Source organism: Tenacibaculum sp. 190130A14a (assembly GCF_964048965.1).
GTDB classification, from domain to species: Bacteria; Bacteroidota; Bacteroidia; order Flavobacteriales; family Flavobacteriaceae; genus Polaribacter; species Polaribacter polynesiense.
The window spans coordinates 1,311,375-1,334,391 of record NZ_OZ040189.1 but is presented as its reverse complement, the minus strand read 5'-3'; the positions used below and the strand labels follow the sequence as shown (position 1 = coordinate 1,334,391).

General features: G+C 30.5%; 27 protein-coding genes. 8 read left to right on the top strand and 19 right to left on the bottom strand.

The features are described from left to right. Positions 1 to 262 precede the first annotated feature (262 nt). From ABNT22_RS06420 to ABNT22_RS06395, 6 genes are all read left to right on the top strand, one after another. Positions 263 to 721, top strand: coding sequence for a hypothetical protein (locus ABNT22_RS06420; protein WP_348727264.1), 459 nt, complete (start codon positions 263 to 265; stop codon positions 719 to 721). Between the two features lie 238 nt (positions 722 to 959). After that, a complete protein-coding gene (locus ABNT22_RS06415) occupies positions 960 to 2,117 on the top strand; it encodes a helix-turn-helix domain-containing protein (protein ID WP_348715129.1) in 1,158 nt (385 codons plus the stop codon). A 416-nt stretch (positions 2,118 to 2,533) separates the two neighbouring features. Then, complete coding sequence (locus ABNT22_RS06410; protein WP_348715128.1) at positions 2,534 to 2,857, top strand: hypothetical protein; 324 nt, start codon at positions 2,534 to 2,536, stop codon at positions 2,855 to 2,857. A 9-nt stretch (positions 2,858 to 2,866) separates the two neighbouring features. Continuing rightward, the gene (locus ABNT22_RS06405) at positions 2,867 to 3,241 is read left to right on the top strand and encodes a hypothetical protein (RefSeq protein WP_348715127.1); all 375 of its coding nucleotides are present in this window, start codon (positions 2,867 to 2,869) and stop codon (positions 3,239 to 3,241) included. Continuing rightward, entirely contained in the window at positions 3,231 to 3,473 is a 243-nt protein-coding gene (locus ABNT22_RS06400) for a hypothetical protein (RefSeq protein ID WP_348715126.1), read from the top strand. Before ABNT22_RS06405 ends, ABNT22_RS06400 begins: the two co-directional genes overlap by 11 nt. Before the next feature lie 126 nt (positions 3,474 to 3,599). Then, complete coding sequence (locus ABNT22_RS06395; RefSeq protein ID WP_348715125.1) at positions 3,600 to 3,767, top strand: hypothetical protein; 168 nt, start codon at positions 3,600 to 3,602, stop codon at positions 3,765 to 3,767. A 128-nt stretch (positions 3,768 to 3,895) separates the two neighbouring features. Here ABNT22_RS06395 and ABNT22_RS06390 read toward each other — a convergent pair whose 3' ends face one another. From ABNT22_RS06390 to ABNT22_RS06360, 7 genes are all read right to left on the bottom strand, one after another. Further along, a complete protein-coding gene (locus ABNT22_RS06390) occupies positions 3,896 to 4,249 on the bottom strand; it encodes an MmcQ/YjbR family DNA-binding protein (protein WP_348715124.1) in 354 nt (117 codons plus the stop codon). Positions 4,250 to 4,588: 339 nt separating this feature from the next. Next, positions 4,589 to 5,074: a hypothetical protein gene (locus ABNT22_RS06385; RefSeq protein WP_348715123.1), complete on the bottom strand. Its 486-nt coding sequence runs from the start codon at positions 5,072 to 5,074 to the stop codon at positions 4,589 to 4,591. A gap of 213 nt (positions 5,075 to 5,287) precedes the next feature. After that, complete coding sequence (locus ABNT22_RS06380) at positions 5,288 to 6,529, bottom strand: phosphatidylserine decarboxylase (protein ID WP_348715122.1); 1,242 nt, start codon at positions 6,527 to 6,529, stop codon at positions 5,288 to 5,290. 216 nt (positions 6,530 to 6,745) lie between these two features. Continuing rightward, positions 6,746 to 7,390 carry a hypothetical protein gene (locus tag ABNT22_RS06375; protein WP_348715121.1) on the bottom strand — a complete coding sequence of 215 codons (645 nt, stop codon included), beginning with the start codon at positions 7,388 to 7,390 and terminating at the stop codon, positions 6,746 to 6,748. A 39-nt stretch (positions 7,391 to 7,429) separates the two neighbouring features. Continuing rightward, positions 7,430 to 7,792 carry a hypothetical protein gene (locus tag ABNT22_RS06370; protein WP_348715120.1) on the bottom strand — a complete coding sequence of 121 codons (363 nt, stop codon included), beginning with the start codon at positions 7,790 to 7,792 and terminating at the stop codon, positions 7,430 to 7,432. 216 nt (positions 7,793 to 8,008) lie between these two features. Next, positions 8,009 to 9,085 carry a DUF418 domain-containing protein gene (locus tag ABNT22_RS06365; RefSeq protein ID WP_348715119.1) on the bottom strand — a complete coding sequence of 359 codons (1,077 nt, stop codon included), beginning with the start codon at positions 9,083 to 9,085 and terminating at the stop codon, positions 8,009 to 8,011. A 236-nt stretch (positions 9,086 to 9,321) separates the two neighbouring features. After that, the gene (locus tag ABNT22_RS06360) at positions 9,322 to 9,714 is read right to left on the bottom strand and encodes a hypothetical protein (RefSeq protein ID WP_348715118.1); all 393 of its coding nucleotides are present in this window, start codon (positions 9,712 to 9,714) and stop codon (positions 9,322 to 9,324) included. 121 nt (positions 9,715 to 9,835) lie between these two features. Between ABNT22_RS06360 and ABNT22_RS06355 the strand changes: the two genes are divergently transcribed. Together ABNT22_RS06355 and ABNT22_RS06350 are read left to right on the top strand one after the other, a co-directional pair. Next, positions 9,836 to 10,528 carry a CPBP family intramembrane glutamic endopeptidase gene (locus ABNT22_RS06355; protein ID WP_348715117.1) on the top strand — a complete coding sequence of 231 codons (693 nt, stop codon included), beginning with the start codon at positions 9,836 to 9,838 and terminating at the stop codon, positions 10,526 to 10,528. A gap of 79 nt (positions 10,529 to 10,607) precedes the next feature. Beyond that, on the top strand, positions 10,608 to 11,210 hold the full coding sequence (locus tag ABNT22_RS06350; RefSeq protein ID WP_348715116.1) for a zinc-ribbon domain-containing protein: 603 nt from the start codon (positions 10,608 to 10,610) through the stop codon (positions 11,208 to 11,210). An 18-nt stretch (positions 11,211 to 11,228) separates the two neighbouring features. Here ABNT22_RS06350 and ABNT22_RS06345 read toward each other — a convergent pair whose 3' ends face one another. The 12 genes from ABNT22_RS06345 to ABNT22_RS06290 form a co-directional block, all read right to left on the bottom strand. Then, entirely contained in the window at positions 11,229 to 12,299 is a 1,071-nt protein-coding gene (locus ABNT22_RS06345) for an AMP-binding protein (protein WP_348715115.1), read from the bottom strand. A 9-nt stretch (positions 12,300 to 12,308) separates the two neighbouring features. Next, on the bottom strand, positions 12,309 to 13,259 hold the full coding sequence (locus ABNT22_RS06340; RefSeq protein WP_348715114.1) for a CPBP family intramembrane glutamic endopeptidase: 951 nt from the start codon (positions 13,257 to 13,259) through the stop codon (positions 12,309 to 12,311). A 39-nt stretch (positions 13,260 to 13,298) separates the two neighbouring features. Then, positions 13,299 to 14,234, bottom strand: coding sequence for a type II CAAX prenyl endopeptidase Rce1 family protein (locus ABNT22_RS06335; protein ID WP_348715113.1), 936 nt, complete (start codon positions 14,232 to 14,234; stop codon positions 13,299 to 13,301). Further along, entirely contained in the window at positions 14,216 to 15,253 is a 1,038-nt protein-coding gene (locus tag ABNT22_RS06330) for an o-succinylbenzoate synthase (protein ID WP_348715112.1), read from the bottom strand. Before ABNT22_RS06330 ends, ABNT22_RS06335 begins: the two co-directional genes overlap by 19 nt. Before the next feature lie 16 nt (positions 15,254 to 15,269). Continuing rightward, the gene (locus ABNT22_RS06325; RefSeq protein ID WP_348715111.1) at positions 15,270 to 15,782 is read right to left on the bottom strand and encodes an SRPBCC family protein; all 513 of its coding nucleotides are present in this window, start codon (positions 15,780 to 15,782) and stop codon (positions 15,270 to 15,272) included. Between the two features lie 5 nt (positions 15,783 to 15,787). Further along, a complete protein-coding gene (locus tag ABNT22_RS06320) occupies positions 15,788 to 16,465 on the bottom strand; it encodes a metal-dependent hydrolase (protein WP_348715110.1) in 678 nt (225 codons plus the stop codon). Then, positions 16,465 to 17,301, bottom strand: a complete 837-nt coding sequence (locus ABNT22_RS06315) for a DUF4349 domain-containing protein (protein ID WP_348715109.1) — start codon at positions 17,299 to 17,301, stop codon at positions 16,465 to 16,467. The genes ABNT22_RS06320 and ABNT22_RS06315 overlap by 1 nt, the downstream gene beginning before the upstream one ends. 21 nt (positions 17,302 to 17,322) lie before the next feature. Beyond that, positions 17,323 to 18,270, bottom strand: coding sequence for a 1,4-dihydroxy-2-naphthoate octaprenyltransferase (menA, locus tag ABNT22_RS06310; RefSeq protein ID WP_348715108.1), 948 nt, complete (start codon positions 18,268 to 18,270; stop codon positions 17,323 to 17,325). A gap of 95 nt (positions 18,271 to 18,365) precedes the next feature. Next, positions 18,366 to 19,145 (bottom strand): (Fe-S)-binding protein, encoded by a 780-nt coding sequence (locus ABNT22_RS06305; RefSeq protein WP_348715107.1) that lies wholly within the window; start codon positions 19,143 to 19,145, stop codon positions 18,366 to 18,368. Positions 19,146 to 19,280: 135 nt separating this feature from the next. After that, positions 19,281 to 20,597, bottom strand: a complete 1,317-nt coding sequence (locus ABNT22_RS06300; protein WP_348715106.1) for a (Fe-S)-binding protein — start codon at positions 20,595 to 20,597, stop codon at positions 19,281 to 19,283. A 94-nt stretch (positions 20,598 to 20,691) separates the two neighbouring features. Next, positions 20,692 to 21,657 (bottom strand): MlaD family protein, encoded by a 966-nt coding sequence (locus tag ABNT22_RS06295; RefSeq protein WP_348715105.1) that lies wholly within the window; start codon positions 21,655 to 21,657, stop codon positions 20,692 to 20,694. A 65-nt stretch (positions 21,658 to 21,722) separates the two neighbouring features. Next, positions 21,723 to 22,994, bottom strand: a complete 1,272-nt coding sequence (locus tag ABNT22_RS06290) for an N-acetylmuramoyl-L-alanine amidase (protein ID WP_348715104.1) — start codon at positions 22,992 to 22,994, stop codon at positions 21,723 to 21,725. Between the last annotated feature and the right edge of the window lie 23 nt (positions 22,995 to 23,017).

Sequence of the window (23,017 nt, the reverse complement as noted above, 5' to 3'; positions counted from 1 at the left end):
AGAAATCTTAATTTATTAAGTTATAGTTTTATAAAGAAAAACTCAACTATCATTAAAACGAAAAATTCAATATAACCTATTCCAATTGAAGAGTATTTTGTAAATGAATAAATGCCATGATTTCATTTAATCTAATCTCAAAAAAGGAGTTCGAATCAATATTAATTTCTAAATTGCTTCATGAATGAAGAAAAACAGTAACTCATTGTTGGTTACACCTTAACACTGTTAAGTCATTATTAATTTTTTAATTGCTACGAAAATGAATAAAATTGTTTTTTTTGTTTTGCTATTTCTTTTAAGCTGTAAACCCATAAGTACAAAAGAAAGAGAGAAAAAAATTGCAATGAGGATTGCCAAATATTTAATTCAACAAGACTCTTTACATGTATATCGTTATTCTGGAAAAGTATACTTACACCTCTACTCCGAAGCTATAAATAAAAATGCATATAAAACCTACGCTTCTGTAAACGGATTAACCTCTGAATCTTTAGATTTCACATCTGAAGAAACAACAATTGACGGCTTCCCTACAGTTTTTTATTATTCCTTGTCAGATAAAAAAAACATTCCTACTGTATTTTACGTTCCTGATGCTAAAAGCTGGCAGTTTTTCTCTCAACTTTTAAATGATGATATTTATTTGAATGAGTTAAAACCAATTTATGAGTTTGACCAAAAAGATTTGGAAAAAGAAGATTTTGAACCTGATTTTTAATTATACTGTGCCTTTTATTTAATAATAACTTAAATACTAATAAAATTACTTGACAAAGTAAAATATGATATAAACAGTTCCTTTTTTAGTTTAATATTCTGAAATATGTACTTAAAAAGACTTCTTTTCACAATCATATTATATAATTATGATGCTATTTTGTATCTTCTGAATCAATGAACAGGGAAATCATTGAGATGAATATTATCTTTTTATTTATAATAGGGGTTTTTAGCAAATGGATTTATCGAATAGTATCATTAGTTTTATAGATACGCTTGGTGTTGTGCAAGGGTTATTGTTTGGGGTCGTTTTAATTTTTTACTATTCTAAAAAAAACAAACCCATACTATTTTTAGGTATGTTTATTCTTTTGTTTTCACTTGAACCTATTCCTAACATATTACACGATCTTAACTATTTAACCAAACACCCAGAATTAGAATTACTTCCTGTTGGATTTCATTTCTTAGCCTATCCTTTACTACTCATTTATGTTCAAAAAACTTCTATTTTAAAGGAGAAAAAAGCTAGTTATTGGACACTAATTCCAGGAGTTATAGAATTTCTAGTAGCCTTGGTTATTTTCCTTCTGCCCTACCAACTTAAGCTTCAAATAAAAAATTCATCTGCGGCTATTGTATATTTTATAGGAGGACTCTCCTATTCTCTGTATATAGCATATCTTATTTTAAAGTGGATTCATTCACATGTTATTGAAGTACACAATCAATATACCTATGTTCAGCGAAAAACTTTAAGCTGGACCAAGTGGTTTACCTATGCAAGTGTTTTGTTTCATTTGGTTATTTTAATCAATATTTTTCTAGAGAGCCATGCTTGGTATGCTTGGATTTCTGTTTTAAATGTGATTCTTATTTACTGGGTTTCGTTTAAAGGAGTAACACAAGAAAACATCCGTACTTTGGTATGGAATAAAAATGTTGCAGATGAGCAACACCCAATTGACCATTCCACAAAAACCAAATTAACCCCTTTATTGGTTTCCTCTGATAAAATTACTTCGCAAACGACTCAAAACTTAATGTCTATCAACGAAGCCCAACAGACTTGTATTAAAGTTGATGATTATATTCAAGTATCGAAATGTTATATGAATAACAAACTTACCATTATAGATATTGCAGAAGCCATTCATGTGCATCCCAAGCGAATATCTTATGCGATTAATAAGGTTAAATCGCAAAACTTTAATAGTTATATCAATTCTTTCAGAGTTGAACTCGCTAAAAAACTTTTAAAAAGTAATGAAGCACAGCACTTATCTATAGAAGGAATTGGTTTAGAGGCTGGATTTCATACCAAAGCTACCTTTTACAATGCTTTTAAGAAAAATGTACATATGACTCCAGCCCAATACAAATCTTCTTTATAATATTTTAAAGTGTACATTTCAGAATCTTAAACTCATTAGAACTTCTTATTGTTATTCAGTTTAAAGAGTCATGATAACTTTGCTGTATAAAATTTCTAGCCTGTAGTTAGTCTTTTTATAAGAATTTAGAAATTTTATACCCCTTATTTATATGAAACTCAGCTTTACTTAAAGTTAATTACTAGTTTTTATTTCCTCTACTTAAGGCTTAAAGCTGGGTTTTATTCTTTTATAAATGAAGAAAAATTTGTATTTCCACTTCTACCTTTTACTAACTTGTTTAATAAGGTTTAAATATCCGATTCTTATACTTCATACACTTATAATTCCCTGCACAAACCCTATTGCCCCGCTACCTTTGCCTCGAATTTAGTTTCAATCTAATACATAGTATAATCAATAAATTAAAACAAATCTTGAACCTAGAAGAACTTTTATCAAACACAAATTCTAACAGTATTTACCTTTTTGACAAACAAGGAAATACTATTGAGTTTTATCATAAAGAAGGACATCAAACAAAAGAAAACATCATTCCTTTTGGTGCAACTGTTTTTAATATGACTCAACATTATTTTAATGATTTTCTAAAATCAGAATTATCCAATCTGATTATAAGATCCAACAAAGAGCAACTTGTTTTGGTTAAATACCACAATGATATTCTATGTTTTTCTTCCAATAAGAACATCAATATCGGAGTATTAGATATCAGCTTAAGAAAAGAGTTTAACAAATAAATATAAAAAATGGAAACAGCTTTAAAAGAGTTAGTAAACAATGTAAAAGAAAATATTCCGGGTTATAGAGGGGTAAGTGTTACCGAATTATCATCTGGTGAATCCTTAATTTGTGATTCTATTATAGAAGGATTTGATCTAGAACTTGCTTCGGCGTTTAATGTTGAAATAATCAACGCCAAGCAGCAAACCATGAATAAATTAAATATTCATGAGGAGTTAAATGATATTCAATTTAACCTGTCTAATCAGATTCATATTATCAATATTTCAGAAAATGGTGAGTATTTTATCTATTTAGCATTAGATCGAGAGAAAGCTAATATGGGAATTACTAAAAAATTATTGAACAAGTATAAGGTTAGTTTAAACAGTGAATTATAAAAAATTGGTTTTTCAAAACCTAAGTATTGCTGAAAATGTAAGGGAGTTTTTAGCGTATCATCAAGATCAGTATGTTCATAATGTACTATCACAAACTAGTAAACTTAGCAAAGAAACAACAGACCTACTTGAGGGGAAAAAGAAAAAGCTAACGTCTGTAATATCTGAGTTTTTGTTTACTGAAAAATATGATACTGTTTTTGACATTATTAAATTAAAAAAGAAAAAATAGTTTGAATTTGCTTTTAGTGAAATGTTAAATTTAGTTAAGTAAGGTAAATCCTTACTTTTAGTAGGTGATTCATCTCATTTTTTTATTTCTATATGGCTACTTTTAAGAAATTTTAAAAATCAAATTATGTTAAAGAACATTTCAAGCTTAGGTAAAGTTATGGGCAAAAAAGCTCAAAAATCTATAAACGGCGGAAACGATGATCCTTTTAAAGATTTATGTGTACCACAACCAAAAGAAGCGACAACTTGCCTAGTGCCAATTCACCCAAATTGTTGTTCATTTTGGGACTAATAATAAAAAAGGAGCTTTTAAAGCTCCTTTTTTTATCTTTAATTTGAGTAAAAGATGAACATGTAATTAACACAATACTTACAAAGAAAAAGAGATGACTACTAAACATCTCTTCTTATAAGTAATTGCTATTCAGCTATCCCTAACGCTACCCTTTTCTTTTTTGAAAATTTAGAAGAAATAAGTTCATACGATTTAAATATATAACGCTCCCATTCTTCTTTTGATAAACGGTTCAAATCATCTACATACACCCATTTGTATCGAGCTAAATAAGGAGCAGGTTTAAACCCTGCTTTATTGGTTAGTTCTTCAAAATCTTCATCAGATACTTTAAAAGAAGCATTCGTAGGTATATTTTCTAGTGAAGTAATAAAAAACATCTTCTCTCCTATGTTAAAACATAAATGATCTTCCCATTTTATATCGGTAGTTACAGAAGTAAGACTATTACAAATAGTTGAAATATCTTCAATGTTCATATGCTTTTAATTTCTTTAGATATGTATACTAATATAGCTCTTTTAACCTAGTTCTTTCTTCTCAAAACTATTTCAAAAAGTAGTTTATTGTTTGTATTCTTTATGCAACCTCTAAACTTTCCTTGATTCACTCTTTAAAATCTTAACATATGTTGTCTTTTTTTAAAAAAATAAATCATTCGTCGGCTAATATTTGCGTAGAAATTCAATTATAAATACGTTTGCGCGAATTTAGTTAAGTGGGGACTCGATTAAATTCACCTACTAGACGCAGCCTTTCTTAGGCTGTGCTCTTTTTTCAAAAAAATCACCGTGAACTCTTCCTTTTTTACCAAAGATTTAACTTGAACATTTCTTGTTAAGTTTCGTATAAATATTCTCAAAATCTGATCCTTCATCCTTAAAATCTATGGTTCGAATTTTAACTTTAGATTGATGATCCTGAATAGTATAAAAATTATAGAAAGAAAATGATGACACTGGCATATGTCTTACTTCAGAAATCTTAATTGTATTCCCTTTGAAAATTGTTTCAATAGAAGGGTCGAAGAAATTATAGTGAGTAATGATTAAAGCCTCTTTATCAGTATCTATGTGTATACTTCTTAAGTGTTTTGTTTTTAAACCAAAAATCAATTTCATACAATACATTGTTTCTAATAACAATAAGCACTTTATAAATCCTATTAATTCAGGTTTGGTCCATAACAATAAACTATATAACAAATAACTTTTTATAGCTAGTAATGGTATCTTTACTAAAATAGTTTCTTTTATATCTCGATAAGTGGTCGCCTTATTTTCACTTTCAAATACTAGTTCCATGCAATTTTTTGATTTTCTATTTTAATTTATAACAACTCCTTTTCAATAATTTAGTTATGGCAACAAATATAACTTTCTTTTAGTTTTATTTGAAAATCATATGATACACTAAAAAAACACCTTAAAAAAGGTGTTATATTCTTTATATATTTATTGAATAGTATAAACTGACTCCCTTGTTTTATTATAACAAAAGAGCCAGTATACCTCCCATTATTTAACTAATTTCCCTAGGCATTCTCTAACTTTCATAAGTGTTGGGGTATTAGGTCCTTGTACTGGTTCTTTACCAACTTTAAAGTCTATATCAACATCTTTATTAAAAGCTAAAACTATTGACGAACCACCATATCCAAAGTGTCCCATATAATCACCTTGTTTTAAGCTTGCTCCATTTTCTACAGCATTTACAATGCTTCCTACTCCCCAGAAACCAATAGCAACCATTGCTACTAATCCAAACTCTTTGGTATTGATAATCCATACATAACGCTGGTGCTTTCCTAATTTTTCATACCATCCAACTTGATCACTATCTTTTGGCAATGTTGGTGCATAAAAATCTTTAGGATCATAATCTCCAAAATCGTAATTATACGATCCATGATACATTCCTTGATGTACTACTGTACCACTTACTGGTGCATGAAAATGGTGGTAATCTGTAAACCATAATAATATATCCAGTAAATCTCCTCCTAAAAAATGACTTCCATAGCCAGGCAATGCTTCCATAATTCCGAAACGATCTGACTTTCCTGGTAAATCGTAATCTGTCTTTTTTAATTCTTCAATACTCTTGGTTTTATCGGCATGATTTAAAAAGAAAATTCCACCATCACAAGGAGCGACAATTACATCATCTGCTTGCTTTTCATTACACATTGGTCTTTGACCAGGTTTTAAATTACGTAAGAAAAACTGGTTGAATGATTGAAATCCTCCTGTTGGACTTTTTGGATCTGGTCTTTCATAATCATTGATATCAAATGGATGAGCAGGAGTTCCTTTGTATACCATCCAATCTGCTAATGTTTCTGTTGAAGAAGTACTGTTTATCCAATCTCCATGAAAATTCAAAAATGCTGTAAACCAAGGTTTAAAACTCTCATCGTTTGCTAAAAGCAATCCTGAGTTTGTATTTACTAAATAATCCCAATATTCAATGTATTTCCCTGGGCTATCGCAAGTAGGCGTATAGGTTAACCATGCTTTAAAAAAATCTTCAAGTGTTGATTCACCAGCTAAATAAGGGAACCAATATTCTACAATTTTCTTAGATCGGTTATCTATAAATACTTCTACACTTAACTCAGCCAATGCTGCTATATAATTTAACTTGTTTGCTGGTTTGTCTAAAATGACTTTTAAATTTTCAATATGCGTAAGTGCCGCTTGCTCTTTGGTACTCCATTCGATTGGAGCAGGTAATTTAATAGGTGTTATTGCACTCATAATATAAGTTTTAAGGTTAGTTATTATATGATTAGTCTGATTAATTGACTCTTCAAAATTGACAAAAAGAAGTGTCTGTTTTTGAAAAAATGCAATAAGAGCATGTTTTTAAAGTATAAAAACAGTAAAAACTAGAACGAAATACAAATCTAAAAGAAGCATCAATTTTAACTAAATTTGATACTTCTTTAAAACAGATAAGAAAGAGGTTTACTATTAATATACCTCTTCCAATTTCTGATTATTATCTAGAGAGTGCCCTATGTCACCACCTGTAGCTTCTAACAAAATTCCTTTAACTTTTTTACTAGACTTTAATTTTGCAGCATTCCAACACTCTGACAAAAAAGGCTTTAACATTTCTACTTCAATAGCATAAAACTCCTCTTTTTCTTCAAATAATTCCGCATCCAGTTTTGTCCCTAATCCAAATTCTTCCCAAACTTCCTCAAACACTCTGTACAAATCCATATTTAAATCCATAGAAACATCTAATCTTATTTCTTCGAATTCTTCATCTTCATGATAAGCTTTAATTCCAAGTGAGAAATACTGATACAAATAATAAAATATAAGATATGTTTTTTCTTTTCTTTTTACAGTCCCTGCTGACTTCAAATCAGTTATTTGTGCCTTATAAAAGAAATCTAATACTTTGTCTCTAATAGGTTCCAAAACGAATCCGAAATACTGTTCTTTCCAATGTTCAAAACCAATATCGTACAACTCATCATAAGGCAATTCTTCATCTTCATCATAGGTTTCTAATAACTCCTTATAAGATACGTACAATTCATTTACATGTTTCCAGTGTTTTTTAATGAGTTCTGATTTTACATTAAAATTATTGATGTTATTCATAGCTAAAATTCTTATATCTATTTTAAATATTTAAATACGTTAGTTTTCTTTATATTTTTCAATCAAGTTGAATGCTGTTTTACTCCATCTTTTATACTGATGATTTTCTCCATTCGATAAAATAGTATCATTGCTACCTATTTTATAATGAATTAGCACTCTATATGTTTTTTTAAACTTACGAGGTTCTGTAGTAACTGCTTCGTTAAAATCCTTTATAAACATAGTCTCAAAACCTTTTTTCATTTTCAATTTATTTTTTGAATTTAATTCATATACCTCAACTTTTTCAACATTTAAAACATCAATTGAAACCGCTACAGATTCCTTTTTATTTGAGTTACATGCAAGAAATAACCATAGGCAACCTATATATGAAAAGTGTCTTACTTTGTTCTTCATTTTCTACAATTTTAAATAACCATTTTTAGTATTAGTTTAACTTTTTTTGTTCTATGATATTCAGTTAAATTTTTACATTTGCCGCGCATCATTTTTGATGCAAAAATTTTAAGTTAGTTAGAAAAAAGTCATGTTGCAAAACTTGGCTTTTTTTGTTTCAATATGAATACAATACTAACAACATATTAAAATATACAGATAAAAGCACTTTTTTTCTTAATCTGTAAGTTTTCTCATAAGCCATTCTAGAGGTCCAGCAATAAAATACTTTCTCCAAATCACTGCAAAAACAATACAGCCAAAACTAAATATTAAAGCATACAATACTGAGAATTTAATAGAATAGGTTCCTAATTGATTTGCTCCCAATACTTCTACCATTCCCATTCCAATAATCACATGAGCAACATAAAAGGTTAATGCCAATTGTCCTGTTTTATACAATGCATCAATTATAAAATTGTTTTCATATTTTTTTGCCAAAAGTATGCATCCAGAGATGACTAAAAATGCAATAGCAACACCATTAAACATGTACAATGGTAATGGCGGCATTGGATTGGTACCAAAAACTTCTGTCAATTCTTGAGTAACTTCTGAATTGCCCTCTGAGAAAACAGAAATAATTCCACAAGAAATCATTTGAATTAAGATAAACGCTCCAGAACTTATCCAAAACACTTTCTTTACAAATGCATTCTTATGCAAATCTTTTCTTCCTAACCAATAACCAAATAGCATAAAAGATATCCATGGAATAACAGGGTGAAAACCATTAAAGAAAAGATTTCTTACAAAGCCTTTAAATGTCCAAAAATCTTGGTATTCGAGTGTTTGAAAGTTCCATCCTTGTTCATAATGCCAAAATAATAGAAGTACAGGAAAAAGTATAATCAAGCATATCGCCCAAAACATTATCGTTCTTTCCTTGCTAGTTAATAACAAAAGTATTCCAGCCATATAAACTCCATAAAAATGTAATATATCAGCCGGCCAAATTGCGATATAAGAGATTCCGAGAACAAACAAAAACAATGCTCTCTTTATAATTCGTTTACGAGCTTTTTTTAACTTATTATCATCTTTTTGAGCAATTGCTGATTTGGTCATTAAAGCCAACCCTACTCCTGCTAAAACCACAAAAGTAGCCGCAGCTTTTCCATCAAAAACACTGGCAAATGCGGAAATCCAATTAGGGTTATTCTGACCAAAGACCATTTTAAAATTAACAATAATCATCCCTATTACAGCCAAGGATCGCGCTACATCTATTCCTATAATTCTCTTTTTCATTTTCTTTGGAAGTCTTTGATAACGAATATACTTAAAAAACTAATTGAACATCAATTGTTCCTACTTGTTTGAGCCTAGAAAAATTACTCAAGAATAATACTTTTTTGATTGCAAAAATCAATATGTTTTTTTCCTTAAAATTCATCAAAATATTTATATATTGCCGTGCGAATTAATTAGCCTCGGGGGGCTAGTTTATTCTAAAAAGGAACCGTTACGGTTCCTTTTTTTTATACTTATAAATAAATTTTTACCTCTAATTTTTCATTAATAGCTTGATTAAAGAAACTTTTCAAATGTTCTATATCAATAAGGATATCTTGTAATTGATACTCTTCAGAAATCCAATTTTTCAACACTCTTTCTGAATCAACTCCTGAAATATATTCTTTAAAACTAAGTATATTCTCTAATTTTTCTATTTCAAATTTTAACGCTATTAACTCCTCTCCTTCAAAACTCTGTAACTCATCTATCCATTTATTAGAAGTTATATACAAATCAGTTAATCGAGGAAAATCAGCTTTCATTTTTTTAGGCATTGCCCTTGAAGAATAAATAAGAAAATTGGGAGCTAACGCCATAATAACTTCATTATCCTTATTCAGTCCTTCCATCCATCTTCCCATAATAATCTTTTAATTTTTAAAACTAATATACCAATAAATCACTCACTTCCCATCCAATTTAGATTATTTGTAACTTCTAAAATTAAATGTCGTCCTATATAGGAACTAATAAGCTAACCACATGAATTTTAAAACTTCAACTCAAGAAAACCGAAAAGGTTTTTTATTCGACATTCTCCTTTATATTGCTATCATGTTTTTAATACGTGAGGTTTATTTCCCTAAACTTCATTTTATAGCCAACGGACTTTTTTGGTCATTTACTACGCTGATTGTAGCTACATGGAGAATGAAAGTACGCAATATTTCTTGGCAAGATTTAGGTTTAAAAAAACCTAAAAACATATACATTACCTTACTGGTAACCATAGGAATTTTAGTCGCCATTCCCATTCTTATTATTATTTTTAAGCAAATTCAGAACATCCTACCTTTTCAACTAGCTCCAGATACTTCTTCAGAACAAGCAATTTCTAAATTTGGAGACCTTAAAAACAACTGGGGACACTTTTTCACTATCATTCCTTTTATTTTAATACAGTCTGCCTTAGAAGAGTTGTTAGACCGTGGCTTCTTAATTACTTGGTTTGAACGCATCTTTTCCAAGACCTCCTTTGCGACAGCTATTGCGGTACTTTTACAAGCTTTAATATTTGGATTTAGACATTCTTATGACATCTCTGAAAGATCTATTTCTGTAGCTCTTATAGGATTGGTTATGGGAATTGCCTATGTTAAATTTGGAAGGAATTTATGGCCTTTAATCATAGCACATTGTATACTGAACACTGCATCTATGTTAAGTAAAGTGTAGCCTTCTGGTTTACAAAGCCCTAATAACTAGTCAGTTTATTTTAGTATATTTAGCATCAACTATTTAAAAACTTATTGTTATGATTTTTTATGGAACCAAAGGTTCTCACTTACACAGTGAAAGAGTTAGTGGTGTAAAATGTAACCACTGCGGGCAACAAGATTCTCACACTATCAGCATTTACGGAAGGTATTTTTATCTTTATTGGATTCCTATTTTTCCAATTGGTAAAAAAGGAATTTCAGAATGTAATCATTGTAAAGCCACCTATGAGCGAAAAGATATGAGCGAACAATTAAAATTAGCTCATGATAATGTAAAGAGAACAACAAAATCTCCTGTTACGCATTGGGTAGGTTCAGTAATTATTGGAGGTTTGATTGCTTTTGGATTATATGCAGCAAATCAACATGAAAAAGATGTGGTTAACTATATCAATGAACCACAAATAAATGATATTGTTGAATACAAATCTTCTGACAGCGCTTATTCTACTTTAAAAGTAACCAAAGTAACTCAAGATTCTATTTTCTTCGTAGCCAACTCTATGGAGATTTCTAGGAAAAGTAGGCTTTATAAAATAGATAAAGAGAAAAATTACAATGCCGAACGTTATGGAATTTCTCTGAGCGAGTATAAAAGTGCTTTTGAAAACAACGATTTCTTAGATGTAGATAGGTAAAATCTATTTTTTTTAGAATTATGAATGATATATCAAATCCAATGTCTGCGCACGTTGGATTTTTTTTGTAGCTGTTTCAATAAAGGAATCTACAAAATAGATTTCTTTCGGAATTTCATATTTAGCCAACCCTTCCAAAGAACGAATGTTATCTAAAATAGTTTTCTCTTCTTTCCCTTCAATTATGAGTACAAGCTTTTCTCCTAACCTAGTATCAGGTACTCCTGTTACAAAAAAACGATTTACAATCACTGCAGATAATTTCTCTTCAATCTTCTCTGGGTGTAGTTTTACACCTCCAGAATTAATTACATTATCATAACGACCTAACCATTCAAAACTTGTTTCTGAAACCAAATTAACAACATCATTGGTAACAACTAACTCTTCTGACACTTTGGGAGCATCGATTACCAAGCAATTACGACCATCTAAACTTAGATTTACATTAGGTAATGTATAATAATAAGATTCCTCTTCTTCAGTAAAATCATTAAAGTGATTCAACTTCTTTACCGCAATATGCGTTATTGTTTCGGTCATTCCATAGGTTGCAAAAATAGCTGTATCAACCTCTTGAATTTGATGAATCAATTCATTAGACACCACTCCTCCTCCAACAATCAACTTTCCTACTTTATATAATTGTTCTAACGAACTTTGTAATTGTAAAGGAACCATAGCAGAAAAGTCATATACTTTATTTACTTTTCTAAGTGGATCAGATTCAGGAGCTACTACATCTAGTTTCCATCCTAGAACCAATGCTCTTACGAGTATCATTTTTCCAGCTATATAGTCAGCAGATAAACACAATAATGCTGTCGTATCTTCATATAAATTAAAATAAGCACCTGTAGCTTTTGCCGAGTTTATCATAAACTCCTTTTTTAACTGAATTGGCTTAGGTTTCCCTGTAGATCCAGAAGTATGTACGATCACATAACTTTTTTCATCAAACCAATCAGATAAGAAAGTATAAATTGAACTATTTACTTGTTTTGAAAAAAGCAATAATTCTTCGATACTTGTAAATGATTGATTGTTTAATTGAAACTTACTATGGAATCGATTCTCTACTTTCTTCATTAAACACTTTTACATAGATTCTTGTTCAGTAATTGGCTGTTTTATATTCCCAAATAACTTTTCTTTCCAATTCGTCCAACCGTATTTTTTAGAGAAAAACCATAATAATAGAGGGTATAAAACAAACACTGGCAAAAACATTTCGATACCTACAGAAGGTTCAGAAGTATCTACAAATAAAGCATCTGTTTGAAAAACTGTCCAATCTGTAGTTACAAAAATTGCTGCCATTATGTTATTAATGGCGTGCACACCTAGCGCTAATTCAGTTCCTTCATCCATCAATGTTAAAATACCGAATAAAAACCCAGTTCCTATATAGAAGACCATTGAGATATATCCCAATTTTGCTACTTCCGGATTCGCTCCATGTAATAATCCAAAAATTACAGAAGTTACGATTAGTGGAACCCATCTATTTTTAAACCAAGTTCCCAAACCTTGCATAAAATATCCTCTAAACAAGAGTTCTTCAAAACTTGTTTGCAATGGTAAAAACAAAAACGATACTGCCAATAATGTAAAAAATGGTACTGGTTTAAAATTCCAAGTATAGCTTTCTGGTTCTAATAAAATCCCTATAGAAATAACCAATGCAGATACAATACCCCAAACAGTAAAGGCAAACCAGTAGCGCTTCCAATCAATTTTATTTCTACTTGTAATAAGCGTTTTTACAGGTCGTTTGTGTACATACCTTACTCCTAAAAGTAAAAACACCATACCAATAGCAAAGGTTAATATCATCATAAACAAATACAAATTGCTATTGATACCCAAACTCATAAAGTTGTCGTTGGCTGCTTTTGTTAGTTCAGCAGTACTTTCTGAATGTAAAATAGCTGTAACAAAAAGAGGAACAACCCCTATTAATTGCCATCCGAAAAATACAATAAAAATTACCACTAAATAATAAACCCAATTGTTCTTTCCTTTATATGCTTGTTGTATAAAATTCATTTGTATGGTTTGGTTTGGTTTGGTTTGGTTTGATTTAGTTTATTTTATATCTACAATCTTATCTAAGATTTTCTCTTTGGTATTTTTCCAATTGTACATTTTCTTTAATATAAAGAAATATATTGGAAAAAATATAAATACAGGAATGTATACAATAAATAATACTTTGGGTTCTGAAATATCTAAAAACAATGCATTTGTTCTTAACCCTGTCCAATTTGTAGTTATATATAAAATTGCAAAAATATTATTTGCTGTTTGTAATCCCATCGCTAGCTCTACACCATCATCTATTGTTGTTATAATCCCTGTAAATAAGCTAGAGGCAAAATAAAAGAATAGTACATGATAACCTGCTTGTTCAAATATTGGACTCATTCCAATGGCAAACATATAAATTACAGAAGTTAGAACAATAGCTACCCATTTTCGTTTGGTTAGTAACCCTATTCCCTGCAATAAATATCCAGAAAAATAAAGCTCTTTAAAAATAGCTCCTATTGGAACAATTGTAAAACTTATTAGAAATAGAATTAAAAATGGAACTAGCTTAAAATTCCACTGATAGTTATCAGGATAGAAATAATAATTCAATGAAAAGTACACTACTATGCATAACCCCCATGAACTTACTCCAAAAATATAACGCCACCAATCTATTTTCTTTTTAGATGTAAACACCGTTCTAATAGGTCTCTTATGCAGATATCGTACTCCCAATAACAACAGTACTAAGTAAAATAGATAATGAGACAAACCTTTTACAAGAAGCAGATTTGAATCTATTGCTACCGGTGCTTTTGGTTTCTGAACTTTTACAAATAGGTAATGATATATCCTGAGTGCAAATGGTACAAATGCAACCAACGAAACTAATATCCAGATATACCAATGATTCTTTCCTTTATACACTTGTTGGAAAAAATCTAGACTTTTTATTCTATGTCTTTTACCAATTAAATCGATATTTCCCAATCTTTACTAAGGTTATACTGTAAGCTTCCTTTGGCCACTTCTAAAGGACTTTCAATGTTGTTTGTAAACAAACTACCTGTTCCTAATCCTTGAGGTAGTGGATTTTTTAATGTATAGGTCCATTGTGCAATGGCATTTAAACCGATATTACTTTCTAAAGCAGAAGTAATCCAATTATCTGCCTTGTATTTTGATGCAATATCAATCCATTCTTTACTTCCTCTAAAACCACCAACTAAACTTGGTTTTAAAATAATAAATTGTGGCTGAATGGTTTCAATACATTTTTGTTTTTCTTCTAAAGAAAACACTCCTATTAACTCTTCATCTAAGGCTATTGCCAAAGGTGTTTTTTCACATAAACTTGCCATCTCTTGCCATTGACCTTGTTTAATAGGTTGCTCTATTGAATGCATATCTAAGCTAGCCAAACGATCCAATTTTTCTAAAGCATTGTTCGGTGTAAACGCTCCATTAGCATCAACTCTCAATTCTATTTCTTTAGATGAAAATTCTTTTCTTATAGATTTTAACAAATTAAATTCTGTTTCAAAATCAATAGCACCAATCTTCATTTTTATAGTAGAAAACCCTTGCTGCAATTTATCTTTAATTTGTTGTTGCATAAACGATTTATCCCCCATCCAAATGAGTCCATTGATAGAAATTGCTTCTTCTCCTTTAGAGAATTTTGATGGAAACAATTCAAACGGAGTAACTCCTTCTAAAGAAAGAAATGCTTGTTCTACACCAAATTGAATAGACGGAAACTGCATCAGTTCCATTAACAAACGTTCTAAACCTAAGCCAATATTATCGCAAACCCATTGTAACTTTTCTTCATAATCTGGTCTATCATCTGCACTTAATCCTCTAAACAATCCGCATTCTCCAATTCCTCGTTTGTTATCCTTTTCCAATATTAAGAAATAGGTTTCTTTTGTTCGTAAGATTCCTCTAGACGTACCGCTTGCTTGTTTAAAGTTTAGTATATATTGTTTATAGCTAGCCTTTAGCATATTATTTTTATTCTAATTATTCTTCAGCGATGGTTTTAAACCTCTCTAAATAATCTTGACTAAGTTTCTTTAACTGTCCTTTAAACCAAGGAAATGTGCATCCTAAAATATACGATTTAGCGGTAATTTTGGTGTCTTGTGTTATAATGGTTTTATTTCCTTCTGAAATAAAATTATAATCATCTGTTTTTAACATTCCATCCGCATCAAAATGTAACGTTACCTTTTCATTTTCAACAAAGGCCAACACTTTTTCTGTCATTGCCATTTCTTGACCTTGATTTTTAACGATCATCTTATACGTACTCCCAACTTTACCCGGTTTTTCTTCAATGATATCAAGAGACTTCACTTCAGGAATCCATTCTTTTAATAACTCAGTATCATTAAATTTTGAAAAGACTTCTGCTATAGGCTTATTAATCTCGACTTTCACCATATACGTAGTTTCTTTTACAATTAACCCAGTCGCAAAAAAGACTATCGATATTGCAATAATAATTCCTAAAATTATCTTTATTACTTTCATTTAATTTAAATACTTATTGAAGTTCCTATTTCTAAAATGTTTAATTCTTTGTTTTTTGCTGAAAACTGCTTCTTAGCATCTTCAACATCTATTTGTATTGGAGGAAATGTATTGAAATGACACCCAATCACCTTGTTACAAGCGACTAAATCAGATGCAATAATAGCATCTTCTATTCCCATTGTAAAATTATCTCCTATTGGAAAAATTGATGCTGTTAACTCTGTTGTCATTGGTATTAATTTCATATCCATAGTAACTGCAGTATCGCCTGCAATATACAGCGATTTTTCACCAGCAGTAATTACAAAACCTCCTGGTTGCCCTCCATAACTTCCATCTGCAAAAGATGAGGTATGAATAGCATTCACATATTTTGCCGAAAAAGCTGCTGCTTTGAAAGTACCTCCATGGTTTAACGGATGCGCCTTTAATTCTTTTGCCGTATAATGCATATAAATTTCGTAATTGGAAACAATAGTAGCACCAGTTCTTTTAGCTATTACATCTACATCTAACACATGATCTTGATGTGCATGAGTTACCAAAATATAATCTGCCTTAATTTCTTCTATATTAATATGCGATGCTAAAGGGTTTCCAGTAATAAATGGATCTACCAATATATGAGTTCCATTAACTTCGATACCAAAACATGCATGACCGTAAAATGTAATTTTCATTATTTTTTTCGTTTAATTCGTTTTCTTAATAGATAAATTCCTCCTACTAACAACAAGATAAATGGCCAAATATTTATAAGTCCTATAAAGAACCATTTGATATTATCTATACCATTAAAAAAAGCATTACCCAATCTTCTCCAAAAACCTGTGGATGAAGACTTCGTTAATTCCACTTTATAAAACTGAATACTTAATGTTGAATAGGACACTTGATTTTGTAAGTATTGTAATCGTCCTTCCATAGACTCTATTTCAGAACGTACGTTTGCTAATTCTCTTTCTATTTCCAGTATTTCTTTAACCGTTTTTGCTTTCTTCAAAAGTTCATTGTAACGAATTTCTAAAGATTTTTTGACTGCTAAACGTGCTTCAATATCTAAAAACTGTTCGGTAACATCATTTACCGATATATTTTTATGATCAAACTTTTCAACTGCAGAAGACAATTCATTTAAAAAAGTATCAAAATGCTGCGAAGGAATTCTGATCGTTAAATTACTGGTAATATTATCTAAAGATTTATATTGATTGTCTTCAGAGATATATCCTTTAAATTTGAGAAGTGATTCCTCAATATGTTTTCTAGTCTTGGTTAAATCATTCGTCTCAAAAGATACATTCCCCTTCTTTATCAGTTTTCTTTGAATGATAGTACCATTACTACTTTCTTTTGAATGATCTTGAGTCGTATTAACGTTATTTCCGTTTATTTCTATAGATTCTGCCACTTCATTTTGAGGAGAAGTTCCATATCCATAAGAAGGGGCGTCATTATTTCCACCACATCCTAACAAAAAAACAAAAGAGAATAATAATTGGGACAGTATTTTCATGGGTAGTATTTTTATTGAAAGTTACAAAATTTGCCCCAATCCGAATAAAATAGAAAACAAAAAAGTACTAAGTGCTACCTTTTTCAACTCACCATCTAACAATCGCTCTTCCTTATTCTTATACACAAATAACAGATGTTTTATTAATGGTAAATAAGCAATAACAAATAAAAATTGAAAAGGAGATTGATACTTAATTACTACATATAATAGTGCAAATAAAAAGGATGCTACAACTAAATAATAATGATAATATTTTGCAAACTCCGAACCAATCTTTACTACTAGAGTATTCTTTCCTGATTTTTCATCGTTTACTCTATCACGCATATTATTCAAGTTTAATACTGCTGTACTTAGTAATCCAACAGTAAATGCAGGTAGAAAAATAGTAAAATTAAGTTCTTTAGTATATAGGAAATAAGTTCCCACTACGGCTAGCAAACCGAAGAACACAAACACAAAAATATCTCCAAAACCACTATAACCATAAGCAGATTTACCCACTGTATATTTAATCGCTGCTACAATAGAGGCAATACCTAATCCAAAAAATAATAATGAATACCCAAAATTATCTTTTCCAAAAGAAACATAAATCAATAGAATTGCTACTATCAAAGTAAAAATAGTAGTTCCAATCATTGCTGTTTTCATTTGTTTTGGAGTAATTGCTCCTGACGAAACCATTCTTGCTTCTCCTTCTCTGTTATCATCAGTTCCTTTTACACCATCACCATAATCATTGGCAAAATTAGAAAGTACTTGAAATCCAATAGTAGTTAAAATAGCTAACCAAAAAATTGAAGATTGATATAACGGAACTCTGTCTGAATTAACCGTTGCATCCAATAACTCCTTCGTAATAGGTGAAAATTTATCAACTGAACCTAAGTATGCTCCAACAATAATTCCCGATATAGAAAGAGGTAATGTTCGTAAACGAGCTGCTTTTATAAAGTTTTTCATTTATTCTATAATAATTGTTCAAAAGTACTACTATTAAATAAAAAAAAGGAAGACAATGTCTTCCTTTTTCTTTTGTTTATATTTTACAGTATATCTTATAAATTATTTGCTTCTGCAATTAACTCTGCAATATCCTTTACTACAATTTGATCTTCTTTTAAATGGAATTTTACTCCATCGGTCATCATCGTATTACAGTAAGGACAACCTGTAGCAATAATTTGAGGTTTCGTTTCTAAAGCATCTTTTGTACGCAAGATATTAATATCCATATCTCCTTTTTCAGGCTCCTTAAACATTTGCGCTCCTCCTGCACCACAACATAAAGCTGTTGATTTATGACGCTTCATCTCAGTCATTTTAACTCCTAAACGACGTATTAAATCACGCGGAGTTTCATAAACATCATTTGCTCGTCCTAAATAACAAGGATCATGATAGGTTAATCTCTTATTTTTTAACACTTCATTTCCTACGTCTAAACGACCATCTGCTATTAACTTATTAATATATTGTGTATGATGGTAAACGGTATACTTACCTCCTAAACTTGGATATTCATTTTTTAATGTATTGAAAGAATGCGGATCACAAGTAACAATTGTTTTTACTTCATACGCATTTAATACTTCAATATTTGTAACAGCCTGCATTTGAAATAAAAATTCATTCCCAGCACGTTTAGCTGCATCTCCCGTAGAACTTTCTTCGGTACCTAATACTGCAAAGTCTACATTAGCCTGCTCTAATATTTTTACAAAAGCTTTGGTTATTTTTTTTGCTCTATCATCATAACTTCCTGCTGCTCCGACCCAAAACAACACTTCTGGTTGCTTTCCTTGAGCCATCATATCTGCCATTGTTGGTACGTTCATAATTAATTTCGATTTTTATAATTATGGATTACGATTTACTCGTAATTTGTAATTGAGAATTAATACTAGTTTTTTTGTTCATTAATCTTTTAGCTAAAAAATTAGTTGAACCGACATTTTAGTGCGTTGGTTAGATTATTCGTCTTTCCAGTTTAATCTATCCATTTGACTATACTGCCACGGTGCTCCGTTATTTTCAATATTGGTCATCATCATGTTTAACTCTTGTGGAGCTGCTGACTCTTCCATTACTAAATAACGTCGCATATCCATTATAATCGATAATGGATCAATCCCAATTGGACATTCTTGTACACATGCATTACAGCTGGTACAAGCCCATAACTCTTCACGAGTAATATAATCGTCTAATAACTGTTTACCATCTGGCTTAAATTCTCCACCATTGGCATCAATATTCTTTCCAACTTCCTCTAATCGATCACGAGTTTTCATCATAATCGCACGAGGAGATAATTCTTTCCCTGTTAAATTTGCTGGACAAGATGAAGTACATCGTCCACACTCCGTACAAGTGTAAGCATTCATTAATTGCACCCAATTTAAATCAGCTACATCTGAAGCCCCAAATTTTGCTGGTTCTTCGTCTTCTGCTCCTTCTTCAGGCATTGCATATGGATCTGCATCTGGATCCATCATCATTTGTACTTCCTTTGTTACCGCCTCTAAATTATCTAACTGTCCCTTAGGATCTAACTTCGCATAGAATGTATTTGGGAACGCTAATAAAATATGTAGGTGTTTAGAATAGTATAAATAATTCAAGAAAATTAAAATCCCTACAATATGTAACCACCAAGCAGCTTTTTCTATAATGTGTAACTCCTCAAGAGAAAACTCACTAAACCACGGTGCTATAAATTGTGAAACTACATTTCCCGCACCTGCTTCTTGAAAAGGTACATCTGTTGCGTTCATTACTAAGAATAAACTCATTAAAACCATTTCAAAATATAAAATGATATTTCCATCATTTTTCGGCCAACCTGCCATTTCTTTATTCCAAAAACGCTTCACTCTTTGAATATTTCTTCTTAACCAAAAGATAATTACTGCTACAAACACTAATGCAGCTAAAACTTCAAAGTTTCCAATCAAGAATCCGTAAATAGCATCTCCCAATATCGGTTGAAAAACACGATGTGTTCCAAATAATCCATCTATTACGATTTCAAGCATTTCAATATTAATTAAAATAAAACCAACATACACTACAATATGTAGTATTCCTGAAAGTGGACGACGAACCATTTTATACTGGCCTAAAGCTATTTTTGCCATATTCTTCCATCGTTCTGGCTTTCGATCGTTTCTGTCAATATCTTTTCCTAACTTAATATTTCGGATAAGCTTTCTAACGTTCATTACAAAATATCCAATACCCGCAATTAATACAATTGCAAAAAAGATGTTTGGTAGGTATTTCTCCATTGTTTTTAAAAGTAAAATTGTTTAACTATAATTGATAATAATCTTCTTTTTTATAGGTTTTAATGAATTAATATTTAGTTGTTTTATTGTTTGTTTAGTTGTTGCTTGTATTTTTTTGATTGTTTTCTTCGTTATAAGGTTTTGGTTTTTTTCCAAATAATGAAAAATGTACAAAGCGCTTCGGATTCAACTTCATTTCTCGTAGCAATTCTTCCATTTCTTTTGAAGCATTTGTTAAGTTATTATACATCTTATCATCTGTCATTAACTTACCTAACGTTCCTTTACCTGACTTCATATCAGCCAATAGCGCATTCACATTGGTAAGGGTACTTTCTAACTTCTTTACTGTCTCTCCTAATTTAGCTTTTGATAAATCCTCAGAAACTTTAGAAAAATTACTTGTAATTTTCTTAGCATTGATTAAGGTAGAATCTAAATTAGTCTTATTGTCTTTTAACAAAGAGTTTACTGAAGATAAGGTTTTACGCACATCTGCAATAGTACCTTCTAACCCTAAAATACTTCTATTTAAACTCTTTCTAGATTTTTTATCTAATACTTCGTTAAAACCAATCAACAAAGAGTCAGCTCCAACCAATACATTTTCTAATTTTGCTTGTAGCGGATTTAACTTTTCCCCTACCGAAGAAAACATGTCAGATTCTATTTCTCCTTTTAAATAATCTCCAGAAACAGCTTCTGGACCTTCATAACTCGGAACAATAGCCAAGTTTTGACCTCCCATTAAACTTGCTGAATAGATTTTTGCAATACTGTTTTTAGAGAATTGAAAGTCGTTATCTAATGAAATCTTTACTAATAGGCTTCCTTTTTTATCAGGCTTACTATTGAAAGAAATATCATCTACTCTTCCTACTTTTAGTCCATTGATAGTAACTAAACTAGCTTCGTTAAGTCCGTTGATATTATTATATTCTACGTAGAAATGCCTTGAATTTGGACTAAACAAATCCTGACCTTTTAAAAAGTTATAGCCCCAAATAAAAAGCGCTATTATTACTACGGATACGATTCCTGTTTTTAATTCTTTAGACATAGAACAAAATTATTACGAGCGAAAATACTAATAATTTTGTTAGAAATTCTTAGAATACATCTAAATTACTGGGATTTTAGAGCCTCTTTTATCGAAATTTTTTGTCCATTTTTAAAAGCAACAATCCAAGCATCTTTAAAACCCTTTGGTTTTACCTCCTTTAAAATTTCTTTAATTTTCTTAAAACTAGATGTTTCTCCATAAAAATATTTGTAATAATCATCCAATACTTTCATTTTCACATTATCCAGTCCTTTAAAATTAAAACTCTTAGTACTTAGTTTCTTTTTTGAAGCCGCTATTTGAACTCTAAAAACAACTCCTTTTTCTGAAGTCGATTTTGCAATCGTTTTCTTTGATGTTACAGTTTTAGTTTTTGGAGGAGTTTTTGTTTTGGTATTCTTAGCTACCACCTTTTTAGATTCTTTCTTTTTCGGTGGTACCGTTTTTACAACTTCTTTTTTTACTGGACTTTTTACGGTTTTCTTCTTCGTTGCTTTATCTTTTACAACAGTAACCGCTATTGGAGCAGACCTATTAACCGTATTCACTTTTAATCTATCTACGTATTTTTTAATGGCTTTGGCAATCGCTTTTGCCATTTTAATTTGTCCTTGACGAGTATTTAAAAACCTACCTTCTGCCTTGTTCGTTAAAAAGCCTAATTCAACTAGTACACTCGGCATTACTGTTTCTCTAAGCACTAAAAAATTTGCTTGCTTTACCTTTCTATTGAACCTCTTTAATGAAACAAAATTATCTTGAATAAACCCAGCAATTCCTAAACTGTTATCCAAATTTTCTTCCTGAAGTACTGACAATCCGATCAGTGATTCTGGTGAATTCGGGTCATAATCATAGTTCTGTTTATAATTGTCCTCTAATAAAATTACCGCATTTTCTTTCTTTGCTATCTCTAAATTTTCTTTATTACCGCTTAATCCTAACACAAATGTGCTTGCTCCATGTGGCTCTGCTTTTGTAAAAGCATCGCAATGTATCGACACAAATAAATCCGCATTTTTAGTGTTTGCAATTTTAGCTCTATTGTGTAATTCGACAAAAACATCCGTTTTTCTTGTATAAACTACTTCAATATCTTTGGCAGTTAACAACTCTTTTCCCACATCTAGTGCTACACGCAAGGCGATGTTCTTTTCTCTATACCCGTTTCCTAAGTTTCCAGAATCTTTACCTCCGTGCCCAGCATCTAAAACAACTACGTATTTTTTTTGAGCATACGCCTCTCCTGAAAAACCACAAAATAAACTACTAATAACACTCGTTATTAGAATAAAGTTTTTTAAATTATTTTTATAAAAATTTAAGAATTGCATCAATAAAAATTTAACTATTTTTG

Excerpts from the sequence above, each read along its gene's own strand:
- ABNT22_RS06420 (WP_348727264.1), top strand. The coding sequence starts at position 263 with ATGAATAAAATTGTTTTTTTTGTTTTGCTATTTCTTTTAAGCTGTAAA.
- ABNT22_RS06415 (WP_348715129.1), top strand. The coding sequence starts at position 960 with ATGGATTTATCGAATAGTATCATTAGTTTTATAGATACGCTTGGTGTT.
- ABNT22_RS06405 (WP_348715127.1), top strand. The coding sequence starts at position 2,867 with ATGGAAACAGCTTTAAAAGAGTTAGTAAACAATGTAAAAGAAAATATT.
- ABNT22_RS06395 (WP_348715125.1), top strand. The coding sequence starts at position 3,600 with ATGTTAAAGAACATTTCAAGCTTAGGTAAAGTTATGGGCAAAAAAGCT.
- ABNT22_RS06390 (WP_348715124.1), bottom strand. The coding sequence starts at position 4,249 with ATGAACATTGAAGATATTTCAACTATTTGTAATAGTCTTACTTCTGTA.
- ABNT22_RS06385 (WP_348715123.1), bottom strand. The coding sequence starts at position 5,074 with ATGGAACTAGTATTTGAAAGTGAAAATAAGGCGACCACTTATCGAGAT.
- ABNT22_RS06380 (WP_348715122.1), bottom strand. The coding sequence starts at position 6,529 with ATGAGTGCAATAACACCTATTAAATTACCTGCTCCAATCGAATGGAGT.
- ABNT22_RS06375 (WP_348715121.1), bottom strand. The coding sequence starts at position 7,390 with ATGAATAACATCAATAATTTTAATGTAAAATCAGAACTCATTAAAAAA.
- ABNT22_RS06370 (WP_348715120.1), bottom strand. The coding sequence starts at position 7,792 with ATGAAGAACAAAGTAAGACACTTTTCATATATAGGTTGCCTATGGTTA.
- ABNT22_RS06365 (WP_348715119.1), bottom strand. The coding sequence starts at position 9,085 with ATGAAAAAGAGAATTATAGGAATAGATGTAGCGCGATCCTTGGCTGTA.
- ABNT22_RS06360 (WP_348715118.1), bottom strand. The coding sequence starts at position 9,714 with ATGGGAAGATGGATGGAAGGACTGAATAAGGATAATGAAGTTATTATG.
- ABNT22_RS06355 (WP_348715117.1), top strand. The coding sequence starts at position 9,836 with ATGAATTTTAAAACTTCAACTCAAGAAAACCGAAAAGGTTTTTTATTC.
- ABNT22_RS06350 (WP_348715116.1), top strand. The coding sequence starts at position 10,608 with ATGATTTTTTATGGAACCAAAGGTTCTCACTTACACAGTGAAAGAGTT.
- ABNT22_RS06345 (WP_348715115.1), bottom strand. The coding sequence starts at position 12,299 with ATGAAGAAAGTAGAGAATCGATTCCATAGTAAGTTTCAATTAAACAAT.
- ABNT22_RS06340 (WP_348715114.1), bottom strand. The coding sequence starts at position 13,259 with ATGAATTTTATACAACAAGCATATAAAGGAAAGAACAATTGGGTTTAT.
- ABNT22_RS06330 (WP_348715112.1), bottom strand. The coding sequence starts at position 15,253 with ATGCTAAAGGCTAGCTATAAACAATATATACTAAACTTTAAACAAGCA.
- ABNT22_RS06325 (WP_348715111.1), bottom strand. The coding sequence starts at position 15,782 with ATGAAAGTAATAAAGATAATTTTAGGAATTATTATTGCAATATCGATA.
- ABNT22_RS06320 (WP_348715110.1), bottom strand. The coding sequence starts at position 16,465 with ATGAAAATTACATTTTACGGTCATGCATGTTTTGGTATCGAAGTTAAT.
- ABNT22_RS06315 (WP_348715109.1), bottom strand. The coding sequence starts at position 17,301 with ATGAAAATACTGTCCCAATTATTATTCTCTTTTGTTTTTTTGTTAGGA.
- menA (WP_348715108.1), bottom strand. The coding sequence starts at position 18,270 with ATGAAAAACTTTATAAAAGCAGCTCGTTTACGAACATTACCTCTTTCT.
- ABNT22_RS06305 (WP_348715107.1), bottom strand. The coding sequence starts at position 19,145 with ATGAACGTACCAACAATGGCAGATATGATGGCTCAAGGAAAGCAACCA.
- ABNT22_RS06300 (WP_348715106.1), bottom strand. The coding sequence starts at position 20,597 with ATGGAGAAATACCTACCAAACATCTTTTTTGCAATTGTATTAATTGCG.
- ABNT22_RS06295 (WP_348715105.1), bottom strand. The coding sequence starts at position 21,657 with ATGTCTAAAGAATTAAAAACAGGAATCGTATCCGTAGTAATAATAGCG.
- ABNT22_RS06290 (WP_348715104.1), bottom strand. The coding sequence starts at position 22,994 with ATGCAATTCTTAAATTTTTATAAAAATAATTTAAAAAACTTTATTCTA.